Raw genomic sequence first — 13,078 nt, 5'->3', positions numbered from 1 at the left:
GGGCTTCGCCAATCCGAAGCCGCCTGCCCGAACCTGGCAACCTATCCCGCGTGATCCATTGCCAGCAGGGCGAACGTCGCCAGCCAGTGCTCGCCCATGTAATCCCCCTCCAGATGGGGAAGCGCCGCTTGCAGGTGCCGTTCGGCGACCTCTTCCCCCATCCCGCGAACGAGGTGCCCCTCCGGCAATCGCGCCGCGATCTGCCGCCAGCACCAGGCTCGGCTGAGGTTCAGCCCGTCGAGATGGGCGATCTTGCCATCGCTCCGATCCGATACGAAGGCGGGAACCAGCAAGGTCTCCGGACGTCCTTCAGCCATCTGGGGAAGGAAAGCGTCGAACCACTCCGCGAACGCGGCGGGCGGCAGGATGCGGCCCATCGCCAGCGCCTCGACCAGGGTAGGCGAGAGAAACTCGTCGCCGGACGGCTCCCAGGCCTGGGCTCCGCGATCGCCGCCGAACCAGTCGTCGAGGCGGCTCTCGATCAGCCTGGCAAGACCACTGCTCCGATCCTTCGCCCATTCCTGCGCGAGAACGAGCGCGAACGCCGAATTGGTGTGAATGCCGTGACGGATCGGATAAGTCAGCTTGGGCAGATAGGCTTCGAAGCGCCCGGCAAAGATTTCGGCCAGGGGTTCGAGTGCCTCGCCCCAGTCCCGGCGCTCATGCAGCGAAAGTTCGTGATGGAGCGCCAGCAGCCAGCCCCAGCCGTAAGGACGCTCGAACCCCGTCGACAGCGGACGGGCCAGATAGGCGATCTCGCCCGCGATCTTCTCCGGCACCAGCATCGCATCGGCGCGCGTCCGAATGGCGGCGGCTTCGGGAATATCGGGAAAGAGGCGCAGCAGGCGCATGACCTGCCACCAGCCATGGACGCAGCTGTGCCAGTCGTAGCTGCCGTAGAACACGGGATGAAGCGCAGAAGGTGTCGCCGCATCTTCCGGGCCGCCGAGCACATGATCGAGCTTATTGGGATATTCGCGCCCAAGGTGGCCGAGAGTGAGCCGCGCGAAATGCGAAGCGTGCGCCGCCGTCAGGATCGTGGTCATCGTCATGGTCCCAGAAAAATCGAGAAATTGCGGTATCGGCCATTGCCATAGCGGACCGCGCATTTCGAGACCTTCGGCCAAAAACGACGCCTGCCTCTCGCGCGCCCACTATCCCGATCTGTGAAAAAAATTCGTGCCTGGCGGTTACTTTGGCGGCGCGAGACGGTTATGCCCCCCGTTATGCAGCAGCAAGCCCTTGTCTTCGCGCTGATCGGCATCCTTGGTATCGGCGCGCAATGGATCGCGTGGCGGACCGGGTGGCCGGCCATTGCCCTCATGCTCGCAGCCGGTGTCCTAGCAGGCCCCGTCACCGGCCTCGTCGTTCCCGAACAGACTTTCGGGGGCCTGCTCGAACCGATGATCTCGGTCGCCGTCGCGCTGATCCTCTTCGAAGGCGGCCTCAGCCTCAACTTCCGCGAACTCAGGAAGACCGAAGGCGCGGTTACCCGCCTCATGGTGATCGGCATACCGATAGGATGGGTGCTCGGCACCCTCGCCTGCTACTACGTCGCCGGGCTGGTCTGGCCGGTCGCGATCCTGTTCGCGGGCATTCTCGTCGTGACCGGGCCCACGGTGGTCATCCCCCTGCTGCGCCAGAGCAATATCGCACCGCGACCGCGCGCGATCCTCAAGTGGGAAGCCATCGTCAACGATCCCTTCGGCGCGCTCTGCGCCGTCATCACTTACGAATACCTGCGCCGGTCTGGTGAGGGTGGCACCCTGCTCTCGGTCCTTGCCGCATTGCTGGCCGCCGCCGTCGTCGCCGGTCTGATCGGCTATATCGCAGCCCGTGCGATCGCCTGGGCCTTCCCGCGTGGCCATGTCCCGGAATATCTGAAGGCGCCGGTGCTGCTCGTCACAGTGATCGGCACTTTCGTGATTTCCAACCTGATCCAGCAGGAGACCGGACTGCTCGCCGTGACGGTGATGGGCGTCGCCATCGCCAACATGCGGCTGGACAGCCTGCGCGACATCCACCCGTTCAAGGAGAACGTCACCGTCCTCCTGATCTCGGGCGTCTTCGTGCTGCTCTCGGCCTCGCTCGATTTCGGCGTGCTGCGCCAGTTCGAGTGGCGCTTCATCGCCTATCTCCTGGCCTTGCTGTTCCTGGTCCGCCCGGCGACGGTGCTGCTGAGCCTGGCTTTCAGCAAGATTCCCTGGAACGAGCGGCTGCTGATCGCCTGGATCGCCCCCCGCGGCGTCGTCGCCGTCGCCATGTCGGGCCTCTTCGCGCTGCGCCTCGACCAGCTCGGCTACGGCGACGGCAGCATCCTGGTGACCCTGTCCTTCTCCGTCGTCGTCGCCACGATCGTCGCCCACGGTTTCAGCATCCGCTACGTCGCCCGCTGGCTGAAGGTCACGGGTGCGCGCAAGAAGGGTCTGCTGGTGGTGGGCAGCACGTCGTGGAGCCTGTCGCTTGCCGATCAACTGCGCCAGCTCGACGTGCCGGTAATGATCGCCGACACCAGCTGGCAGCGACTCTCCGCCGCGCGCCAGGCGGGCATTCCGACCTATCACGGCGAAATCCTGGCGGAATCGACCGAGGAACGGCTCGATCTCGTGCAGTTCCAGGTCCTCGTCGCCACGACCGACAACGAGGCCTACAACGCGCTCGTCTGCAGCGAGTTCGCGCCCGATATCGGGCGGGATTCGGTGTACCAGCTTGGCGGTACCGGCGACGACGAAGACCATCGCAGCCTGCCCGAAGCGCTGCGCGGACGCGCGATGTTCGCCTCCGGCATCGGGGTAGAGGAGATCGCCCGGCACGAGCGCGCTGGCTGGACCTTCCGCAAGACCCGCATCAGCGAACAGTTCGATTTCGCCGATGCCCAGGCAGCGCTTCCCGACGAGGCCGACATGTTGTTCGTCCTGCGCAAGGAAGGCCGGATACTGTTCTTCACCCACGCCTCGCGTCCCACGCCGCAGCCCGGCGACACGATCGTATCCTACGGCCCATCGCGTCATGGAGAGCCGGAAACCATGCGCGGCAATACCCACAACAATAGTCATAACAGGGAGGCTAAAGCATGAAGAGCAGGCCCGTCATCGCATCCTCGATCCTGTTCGCCGCCCTTTGCGGCTGTCAGCAGGAGACCCCGAGCGGGAGAGAGACCGGCGATGTACCGACGGAGGAAGCTGCGGTACCCGATGCAGTTGCCAGCGCCGGACCAGACGACACGGTGGAAGAACCGAAGAAGTCGATCATCCGCACCGAAGTCGGCACGGAACCGAGCGAAGCGCCCGCTCCGGAGACGGTCCACCTCGTCGTTCCCTACCCCGAGAAAGGCGCAAGGCCGGACGCGGCCGCCATGAGCCTGATCGATGGACTGCTGACAACTCCGGCCCTCAAGGCAGGCGGCCCGATCACGATCTGGGGGCACAGCGATTCGCGTGGTTCGGATGCGGAAAATCTCGCGGCTTCCCTGCGAAGGGCTAATGCTGCGCGCGATTACCTGGAAAGCAAGGGCGTGAATTCGCAGCGCATCACCGTCATCCCGCTTGGCGAAGCGCGTCCGATCGCGCCCAATCGCAAGCTCGACGGCAGTGACGATCCCGAGGGCCGCGCAAAAAACCGCCGCGTCGAGATAGAGATCGCCGCGCCTTCGCCCGCAGGCCCGGCAGCACCGACACCCTGAGGCAATTCGTCCGTTTTTGAGATTGGTTCGCAACAACTGTTCTGCTAATCCGCGCGGCATGGATCAGCCTGCCGCCAGCAATTCGGAAGCCGACGCGCAGGATCACCTTCGTCTCTTCACGGGGAACAGGGCCGGACTCATCCGTTATGCCGCGGTCTTCACCGGGGATGTCGGCGTGGCGGAAGATGTCGTGCAGGATGCCTGGATGCGGTACATGGCCGCTGCCGGCGCGCAGACGATCCAGGAGCCCGAGCGTTTCCTGTTTCGCATCGTGCGCAATCTGGCTCTCGACGCCCGGCGGCGGCGAGCGCTTGAAAAACGGCTTTTCGCACAGGATTCCGCAGAGGCCGTGCAGCAGATCGCTCACGATGCGCCTTCGGCCCATGCCCAGACGGAATCCGCGCAGGAACTGGCGCAGGTACTCGACGCCGTATCCCGGTTGCCCGAACGCACGCGCCGTGCATTTCTGATGAACCGCGTCGAGGGGATGACGCTCGTGGAAACCGGCAAGCGGCTCGGCGTCTCGAAAAGCGTCGTCCACGAACTCGTCGTTTCCGCCCTCGCCCATTGCCGCAGCGTGCTGCGCCGGGGAACATGACGGCGATGACGATATTATTTCCGGAAACCTCTCGCGCCCGTTCGTCATGGATACCAGACGTTCGATGGGAAAGACGCAGGGCTCCATGACCAGTGACGATCAGGACAAACGCGCCCTCGACCGCGAGGCGCTGGACTGGCTGGTCCGCCTCGACGACCGGCCTGACGACGAAGACTTGTACGCCGCGATCGCGGCCTGGCAGGAACGCAGTGCGGCGCACCGGGCAAGCTGGGAAAGCGCTCTCGATCTTGCCGCGACGGTCAGGACCGCGCTGCCGCAAGCCGCACTTCCGACAGCCGCGAACGACAGCACGGCAAGCGCCGACGAAGTGCCCACGCTGGACAATCTTGTCCACTTGCCCATCCCATCCTTGCGGCGCAGATCCCTCCTCCGGCATTGGCGGGCCATCGGCGGGCTTGCCGCAGCCGCCTGCCTCGGCCTCGTCGTCGCCCCCGACATGGCGTTGCACATGCAAGCCCAGGAACTGACCGGCACCGCCGAAGTCAGGACGATCGCGCTGAGCGACGGTACCCGCGTCGTCCTCGCACCGGGCAGTGCGCTGTCGTTCGATAGCGACGGCAGCAAGCGAACGGCGCACCTGCTGCGTGGCCGCGCCTTCTTCGACGTCGCCCGTGACGCCGCCCGACCGTTCGAGGTGATGGCGCGGGAAACGAAAGTCACGGTGCTGGGCACGGCCTTCGAAGTCGACAGCCTCCCCGAAAATGCATCCGTTGCGGTAAGTCGCGGCATCGTCGCCGTAGACTATGCCGGTCACGCGCCCCGCACCGTGCTGCACCGGGGAGAAACGGTCACCCTTGCACCCGATGGCCGTGTGATCAGCGGCACCCTGCGCTCCGACCGGATCGCCGGATGGATCGACGGTCGGTTGTTCGTCAAGGATCGTCCGGTCAGCGAGGTGCTGGAAGCGCTGCGCCCCTGGTATCGAGGCTATATCATCGCCCGCGGCCCCGGCCTGACCGAACGCCGGGTGACGGGAATCTACGACTTGCGCAATCCCGAAGCGGCGCTGACCGCACTTGGGAAGGTCCATCCGCTGCAAGTGCGGCGGATCACGCCTTGGCTGAAAGTGGTCACGGTGGATTGAGGTCACTCATGAATCTGAATATTATCCTTTAATTTCATTTATTTGAAAAATCTTTCAAGTTTTTCCGGAAATCCCCGATGCCCAGCCGTCATTCATATATGCAAATGCTTTGCATTAGCATTTAATGATCTACTCAGACGGATGGAGCGAATTTGTGATCTCGGGGGGAAAGTACGGGCAGGTCGGCAGGCAGGGTAAGGCCCTTGCGGGATTGTTGCTGGCCACGGTTTCGCTGAGCGTGATGGCCTGGCCGGCGGCAGCGCAAGTCGAAGCGGCGCAGGCGGTCCATCGTTTCGATATTCCCGCGCAGGCGCTGGACGAGGCCCTGATGGACTTCGGCAGCCAGTCGGGCCTGCAAGTCAGCATCGACGCCGCCGACCTTCAGGGGCAGCGCAGCTCCGGGCTGCGCGGCCGCATGACCGCCCGAGAAGCCCTGACGCGGCTGCTGGCGGCCAGCGGCTTCACTTTTCGCCTCGAAGGCAATGTGGTCACGCTTGCCCGCGCATCTGTCACCGGCGCCGAGGGCACGGTGAATCTCGGTACGCTCAGAGTCGAAGGGCAGAGCATCGAAGAGGCGGAGAACACCGCCGCCCAGCGCGACATCCTGCGCAAGGATGCCGTCTACGACCAGGACATTTCCTCGACTTACGCGGGTAAGGAGGAAATCGAACGCTACAAGGGCGTCAACACCGCCGATGTGCTGAAGGGCATGGTCAACGTCTATAGCGGCGACGCCCGCAACGGCGGCGCGATCGACCCCAGCATTCGCGGCATCCAGGGACCGGGCCGGGTGCCGGTACTGATCGACGGTACCGAACAGGCACTTACCGTCTGGCGCGGCTATAACGGCGCCAGCAACCGCAGCTATATCGACCCCAGCCTGATCTCAGGCGTGCAGGTGCTGAAAGGCCCCGTCTCCGCGCGCGGCGTGACCGGCTCCACCGGGGGTGCGGTCGTGATCAACACGCTCGATGCGGACGATATCCTCCAGCCGGGCAAGCGCTTCGGCGTCGAACTGCGGCTGGAAGGCGGCAACAATTCCACCAATCCGCGTCTGCCCACGCTGCTGACCGGGCAGAACTACAACGACGTGCCCGGCTTCCTCTGCGCCTCGGGCGGCTCGCCCACATTTCCTTACTGCGATCCGTCGCTGCGCGTGACCTTGCGCAAGGCGGACGACAACGAAAGTTTCTCGGCCGGGGATCGCGCGGTGCGGCTGGCCGTTGCTGGACGCATCGGCGACGTGGACCTGATGGGCGCCTATGCCTTCCGCGAACGCGGCAACTACTTTTCGGGCAAGACCGGCGCAGGCTATTACCGACAAGAAGGGCTGCCGCAGAACGCCGATACTTACGTGCGCATTCTCGGCCTCAATTACGAGCCCGGCAACGAAGTGCCCAACACATCCAGCGAACTGGAATCGATCCTGCTCAAGGCCACCTGGCACATCGCGGACGACCAGGCGCTGCAACTGGGCCTGCGCGACAGCCGCAGCAAGTTCGGCGAGATCCTGCCATCCCGCATCATGACCACCAACGGCGAGACATTCGGCAATATCCAGTGGCCGCTCAGCAAAGTCCATGCGAAGGCCTACAACGCCGAATACAAGTGGCAGCCGGGCAGCCGCTGGCTGGACCTGCGCGCCACGGCCTGGCTCACCGACACCGTCAGCGACACCTACAGCTCCGGCGGTTTTCCCAATGCCGCCTCGATCGCCGACCCCATCATCATCAACAGTGCGCTCATGAACGCCCGAAACGACCGCTTCGGCTTCACCGCCAGCAATCGCTTCGCCTTGTCGGACCGCCTGGACTTCCTGCTCGAAGGCAGCTGGAGCCATGAAAAGCTGCGTTCGGACGACGAGTATTCCGACGCCGCAGCCAATGGCTGGCGGCAATTCCCCCGCGCCGGACGCCGCGAGGAATACCGCATCAACTTCAGCGGGGAATGGAAGCCTGCGCGGTTCCTCAAGCTGAACGCGGGGCTGGCCTATTCGGGCTATTGGGCGAAGGACGATTTCCTGCCGAGATACCTGGAACTGCAGGGCGGCTCGGCAGATCGGTACATGGCGCGGGACTATTCCACCAGCTATCGCACCAATGAACAGGGCGTCGAAGCCTATGAAGCCTCCCTGCGCGAACGTTACGCCTCCAGCACTGCCAATCCCGCGACGATCGAACGGGTCATCGCCCAGGCCGTGGCCCGCTATGCGCTCAACCCGACGCCCTTCGTATGGAGCCATACCGGGCCGGTCTGGGAAGCAGGTGCAAACGGCAAGTACAGCCGCGCTGACAACATCTGCCTGAACGGTTCGCTCGACAGCATCGCCAATTACGTGGCCGGTTCCTGCGTCGCCTCGGCCAATATCGCAGCCGTGTCCGTCACCGAAGCAGCCCGCAAGTCCGCGCACGGCTGGACGCCCACCGCCTCCGCGACGGTCTATTTCAGCGACAGCAGCCGCGCCTATCTGCGCTATGCCGAAGCCCTGCGCTTTCTCAGCATGTTCGAGAGCACGATCGGCTTTTCGGCTTCGCTCAACCCGCTGGCGAACCTCAAGCCGGAACGCATGCGTTCCTGGGAAACGGCCTTCATCCAGGACTTGCGTCCGCTGCTGGGGCTGGGCGGCGAAGACCAGCATGCCGATATCAAGCTTACCTGGTATCATAACACCACGCGCAACGTGATCGAACGCGATACCAATCTGATGTTCACCAACCTGGACAAGCAGGTCATCGCCGGGTTCGAATTCCAGGCGCGTTTCGACAACGGCCGCTTCTTCACCGACATCAGCGCCGGTCACATGACCACCAACAAGGCCTGCGACGAAGATATCGCGACGCGGCTGGACCCTTCGCGCGGGCGCGTGCCGAACTGCGTGAAATACGGCTTCCTCGCCGGCTTCCTGCTGACCCAGGCAACGCCCGAAGATACCGTCAACTGGACGATGGGCGGGCGCTTCCTCGATCGCCGGCTGGAAATCGGCGGCCGCTTCACCTGGTACAGCGGCTACGACAACCCCCAGCTCGCCGAATTCACGCAGGAGAACGACTGCGTGGGCGGGTGCGCCCTCAACATCCCCTATACCTGGGGCGAAATCGTCACCCTCGATGCCTATGCCCGGTTCCGGATCAATGCGCGTTTCACTGCCGAGCTGACCGGGCTGAACCTGAACAACCGCTACTATCTGGACCCGCTCTCGCGTTCGATGCTGCCCGCACCGGGGCGCACCGTGCGGCTCAGCCTGACGGGAAGGTTCTGATCACCAGTTTCAGGACCGCCGCCGCATCCGGGACTCTGCAAAAGCAGGATGACAGCGACGGCCCTGAATGAATGCGCCCGGCAGTCGGGCGCACACCAATGGAGGAACTACTATGAAGTTCGTCGACATGAAAGCAGCCGCTGCCGTTCTGGCCCTTTCCGCTGCGCTGGCAGGCACTGCCTCAGGCACGGCTCAGGCCCAGACCATCACCGGCACCTCCAGCGACACGTCCAAGGTGAACATCGGCGTCAGCACCGTTTCGGCAGGCTCGATCCACGTTCCGGGCCGCGTCGGCATCAACGTGCCCAGCATGCTGCCCACCCAGTATATCGACTTCCAGGGCCTTCAGGGCATTCTCGGCACCGACGCGAATGGTGTAACCAGCTTCGTCAACACCACCCAGGCCACCACCGACCACTCGCGCTATGGCCGCTTCGACTATGCCAAGGTCGGTGCCCAGGACGTCTATTACGGCGAATGGTCGCAGACCGGCAGCGCCGCGGCCGGCGATCACACCGTCTACTTCGGCGGCACCGGCGCCACGGCCGAAGCCAGCGTTCCGACCAGCGGCACCGCGACTTATGCCGTCAAGGGCATCAGCGACTATGCTTCCAGCGGCGCGCAGCTGAGCGGCACCTTCACGGCGAACTTCGGCGCCGGCACCGTCACCGGCTCGATCCAGAATGCCGCGCTGAAGGTCGATATCGGTACGGCCAGCATCATCGGCTCCGAGATTGCCGGTTTCGGCACCGCCACCGCCTCGAACGCGGCCACCAGCGCCACGCTTGCAACCGGCGGCGATGTCAGCGGCCAGTTCTTCGGATCGGCAGCCCAGGCGTTGGCGGGCGTCGCCACGTTCGCGGGCAGTCGTCAGTACGACACCGCTTTCGGCGGTTCGCAGTGACACCGCAAGCCTGAAGGACGTCGATGGGGCCGGATCGCTCCGGCCCCATCGTTCGGGAAAAGACATGAAGCTGCCCCGCTCTCTCCCTCGCCGCGCGGCCTGCGCGGCATTGCTGCTCGCCAACCTGCCGGCGCCCGCGCTCGCCCAGAGCGCCGCCGATCAAGACACCCGTCTGCGCCTGGACCAACAAGTCGACGCCCAGCAGCGCAAGACCGAACGGGAGCGACTGAAAGCCGCCGAGGACTGGGACGCCCTGCCGACCTCGCTCGAAATCGACGGCAAGACCTATGTCGTCGCAGACAATGTCGACGACATGGGCCGCGCCCTCTATATCGCGATCGGGCGCCGGCAATGGAACGACGTACGGCGCTTCCTGCTCGCCTATCGCCGCTACTCCGACCATGACCCGATGCTGACGCTCCATGCCGAAGGCGCGCTCGCGCGGCATGAAGGCCGACTGGCAGAGGCCGAGCGCCGTTACCGCGCACTTGTCGCGCTGAGGGCAGACTTCGTTCCTGGGCGCCTCGAACTGGCACGGGTGCTGTTCGAAAACCACAAGGATCGCGAAGCCCGCCGCAGTTTCGAAGCCGTACGCCACCTGCTCGCCGCGCAGGGCGATGAAACCCGCGGTGTCCTGGCCACCGTCGATGTCTTTCTCGGCGCTCTGCGACAAAGGCGCGGCTGGCAGGGTAGTTTCGCCCTCGGCCCCGGCTACAGCACCAATCTCAACCAGTCCTCCGCCAGCTATACCTGCCTGCTTGCCGCCGTCGACGGCTCCTGCCTGTTCGAACGCAAGGTTCCCGATCCGATCAGGGCAACGGGTCTCAATTTCGAGGGCACGCTGGGCCGCACCGTGCCGCTGTCCGGACATAATGCCGTAAAAGCGAGCGTGCTGCTGTTCGGAGACATCTATCCCGCACAGCACGCCTATTCGCAGACGACCCTGATGATGCGGATCGGCTACCAATATCAATCCGCACGCGATACGCTCACGCTCTCTCCGTCGCTGGATTTCGGCACGTTCGGTTCGGCGCGGCTCTACGACGCACCGGGGGCCAATGCCCTGTGGCAGCACGTCCTTTCGCCGCGAACGCTGCTGCGGATTGAAGGCAATTATCGCGACTATCGCTATCGCCAACGCGCCTTTCGTTCCCAGGACGGAGCTTTGACGGACCTGAGCCTGACCGCCTGGTACGCCCCCTCCTCCGGCTGGAGCCTCTTCGCCGGACCTGACTTCGCCGCCAAGGACGCTCCCGCCGCCGTCGATGCCTATCGCCAGTGGGGCGCGCGGATCGGTATGAACCGGACTTTCGGACAGGCGGCAAGCCTGCTCGTGATCGGCTCCTGGCGTCGGCGCAATGCCCGTGCCTTCAACGAGGTCTTCGCCGCCCGGAGACGAGACGACCAGTACAACGCCACTGCCATCGCCCGCTTTCCCGCACTGCGCATCGCCCGCCTGATCCCCGAGATCGTGGTCCAGCACACCCGTGTCGAGAGCACGATCGACTGGCTCTATTCCTACCGCCGCACAAGCGCGAGCCTGCGCCTCAGCCGCGCCTTCTGACCTCGAAGGAGACCCGCAATGTCCATGACCATCCTGGCCGAATCCAGTCGCGCCCGGCGCCTCAAGACCGCCACCAGATCTGCTCACGAAGATGTCGACAGGTCGATCGTCACGGCCGCCGCCTTCACCGATCGCCAGGGCTATGGCCGGTTTCTGCGAATACAGTACCTGTTCCATCGCGATGTCGAGGCGCTCTACGCCGACACGCGCCTGCGCGCCGCCTTGCCGGACTTGGCCGCCCGCTGCCGTCTGCCGCTGGTGATCGAGGACATGGACGATCTCGCCATCGCCCTGCCGGGCACAACACCCCCCATGTTCGCCATGGGCGCCCCGGTGAACCTCGGCAGCGCGCTCGGCTGGCTCTACGTTGCCGAAGGCTCCAACATGGGCGCGGCGCTGCTGCGCAAGGAGGCGGCGAAGCTCTCACTGTCCGACAGCTTCGGTGCACGCCACCTCGCTCCCGCCAATGAAGGCCCCGCCGCTCATTGGCGCGCATTCACTGCCGCGCTCGATGCCGTCTCCCTTTCCGAGGCAGAAGAGACACAGGCAGAACAAGGCGCCCTTGCGGCCTTTGCCCGCGTGCGGACGCACATCGATGCCTGTCGTGCCTGAAGCCGAAGACCGCATCCAGCGCCCGCGCATCGCGCGCGGTGCCTGGCTGTTGCTGGGCATGGCTCTGGTCGGGATCGGTTTCGTCGGTATCTTCGTGCCCCTGCTGCCGACCACCGACTTCCTGCTGCTCGCGCTGCCATGCTTCGCCCGTTCCTCGCCCCGGCTGGAGGCCTGGCTGTTGAATCACCCCCGCTATGGCCCCAGTCTGCGGGCCTGGCGAAAGAATCGCGCCGTGCCGCGCCACGCCAAGATCGCCGCCTCTATCGGCATGCTGATCGGCTTCGGACTGTTCTGCTTCCATATCCGTCCGCGTCCGCTGATAGGCTGCGCCGTGGCGATCTTCCTGCTGTTCTGGGCGCTATGGATCATCCGACGTCCCGAACCGGGAACCCGGCCATGACGCCTGGAACGGGCATTGCGCAAGGTGTTCGAAGAGTGAGGCCTAGCGCTACGGGCCTGCGCTATTCAGATCGCCCAACCGGCTGGCCCGCGCGGCTTGCGGGCCTGTCGGGAACGGCCGGTATCGCTGCAACGCTGCTCTTCGCCGCTCTGTTCACATGGCAGCCGGCGCGGCAAATCGCCCCGCCTTCTTCCTTGCCGCTTACCATTGAACTGCACTCTCCCGCAGCCCTGCCCGAGCCGGTGCGGGATGTCGCTCCCGGTCCTGCCGAGATCGAACGACAGCAAGCCGAACCGCAGCCGGACCGGGAAATCCCGCCGCCGATCCTTGTGCTTCCCCCTCCCCCGGCGACGGAGCCACTCGCGCCCCCGCCGCTAGACATCATCGACCCCGGCCCACCGGTTCAGCAGACCACCGCTCCCAGAAACATCGTGGCGCCCATGGCCGACCGGCTGGCCAACGATTCCCGGCCTGATTGGGAAGCATCGGTCCTCGCCCACCTTGAGCGCTTCCGCCGCTATCCGCCCCGCGCCCGCGCGGCCCGCCAACAGGGCGTAGCCCATGTCCGCTTCATGATGGACCGGGCAGGCATGATCCTGTCCAGCGCGATCGTGGGCAAATCCGGCTCCTTCACGCTCGACCAGGCCGCGCTCGATACACTGAAACGGGCCCAGCCTCTTCCCGCTATCCCAAAGGGACGACCTGACAGGCTGGAACTAACCGTACCGATCGAATTCGACCTTCATGATGACGTGAAGGGATAGAGAGACACCCGAAGCCCCGGCGATTTTCTCAGAACGCGGCACTGCGCCCTTGGCAGTATCGGAGAAGCAAAATCCTGATGTCACAGTCGTTAGCACCGACAATAGAGTGCCGATCGATAGGACGGAAATGGATGCAACCATAGCTTGCCGCTCCATATGCCAGACGTCAAACTTGCGGGACGACTGGGCA

11 protein-coding genes are annotated in these 13,078 nt (G+C 64.7%); 10 read left to right on the top strand and 1 reads right to left on the bottom strand.

What is annotated here, in order from left to right:
* Positions 1–41: 41 nt before the first annotated feature.
* Positions 42–1,052 carry a DUF2891 domain-containing protein gene (locus ACZ1II_RS04560; RefSeq protein WP_465143231.1) on the bottom strand — a complete coding sequence of 337 codons (1,011 nt, stop codon included), beginning with the start codon at positions 1,050–1,052 and terminating at the stop codon, positions 42–44.
* 174 nt (positions 1,053–1,226) lie between these two features.
* Here ACZ1II_RS04560 and ACZ1II_RS04555 point away from each other — a divergent pair, with 174 nt between their 5' ends.
* The 10 genes from ACZ1II_RS04555 (at position 1,227) to ACZ1II_RS04510 (ending at position 12,888) form a co-directional block, all read left to right on the top strand.
* Positions 1,227–3,077, top strand: a complete 1,851-nt coding sequence (locus tag ACZ1II_RS04555) for a cation:proton antiporter (RefSeq protein ID WP_465143230.1) — start codon at positions 1,227–1,229, stop codon at positions 3,075–3,077.
* Entirely contained in the window at positions 3,074–3,682 is a 609-nt protein-coding gene (locus tag ACZ1II_RS04550; RefSeq protein WP_465143229.1) for an OmpA family protein, read from the top strand. Before ACZ1II_RS04555 ends, ACZ1II_RS04550 begins: the two co-directional genes overlap by 4 nt.
* Before the next feature lie 58 nt (positions 3,683–3,740).
* Complete coding sequence (locus ACZ1II_RS04545; protein ID WP_465143228.1) at positions 3,741–4,280, top strand: sigma-70 family RNA polymerase sigma factor; 540 nt, start codon at positions 3,741–3,743, stop codon at positions 4,278–4,280.
* A gap of 85 nt (positions 4,281–4,365) precedes the next feature.
* Positions 4,366–5,385 carry a FecR family protein gene (locus ACZ1II_RS04540; RefSeq protein ID WP_465143227.1) on the top strand — a complete coding sequence of 340 codons (1,020 nt, stop codon included), beginning with the start codon at positions 4,366–4,368 and terminating at the stop codon, positions 5,383–5,385.
* A gap of 154 nt (positions 5,386–5,539) precedes the next feature.
* The gene (locus ACZ1II_RS04535; RefSeq protein WP_465143226.1) at positions 5,540–8,644 is read left to right on the top strand and encodes a TonB-dependent receptor; all 3,105 of its coding nucleotides are present in this window, start codon (positions 5,540–5,542) and stop codon (positions 8,642–8,644) included.
* Between the two features lie 112 nt (positions 8,645–8,756).
* The gene (locus ACZ1II_RS04530) at positions 8,757–9,548 is read left to right on the top strand and encodes a Slam-dependent surface lipoprotein (protein WP_465143225.1); all 792 of its coding nucleotides are present in this window, start codon (positions 8,757–8,759) and stop codon (positions 9,546–9,548) included.
* 64 nt (positions 9,549–9,612) lie between these two features.
* Positions 9,613–11,112 carry a surface lipoprotein assembly modifier gene (locus tag ACZ1II_RS04525; RefSeq protein ID WP_465143224.1) on the top strand — a complete coding sequence of 500 codons (1,500 nt, stop codon included), beginning with the start codon at positions 9,613–9,615 and terminating at the stop codon, positions 11,110–11,112.
* 18 nt (positions 11,113–11,130) lie between these two features.
* Entirely contained in the window at positions 11,131–11,724 is a 594-nt protein-coding gene (locus ACZ1II_RS04520) for a biliverdin-producing heme oxygenase (protein ID WP_465143223.1), read from the top strand.
* Positions 11,708–12,124, top strand: coding sequence for a YbaN family protein (locus tag ACZ1II_RS04515; protein ID WP_465143222.1), 417 nt, complete (start codon positions 11,708–11,710; stop codon positions 12,122–12,124). The genes ACZ1II_RS04520 and ACZ1II_RS04515 overlap by 17 nt, the downstream gene beginning before the upstream one ends.
* The gene (locus tag ACZ1II_RS04510) at positions 12,121–12,888 is read left to right on the top strand and encodes an energy transducer TonB (protein ID WP_465143221.1); all 768 of its coding nucleotides are present in this window, start codon (positions 12,121–12,123) and stop codon (positions 12,886–12,888) included. The genes ACZ1II_RS04515 and ACZ1II_RS04510 overlap by 4 nt, the downstream gene beginning before the upstream one ends.
* The last annotated feature ends 190 nt before the right edge of the window (positions 12,889–13,078 follow it).

It is taken from the genome of Novosphingobium sp. BL-S-20, assembly GCF_055521635.1.
This window is presented reverse-complemented; position numbering and strand designations above follow the sequence as displayed.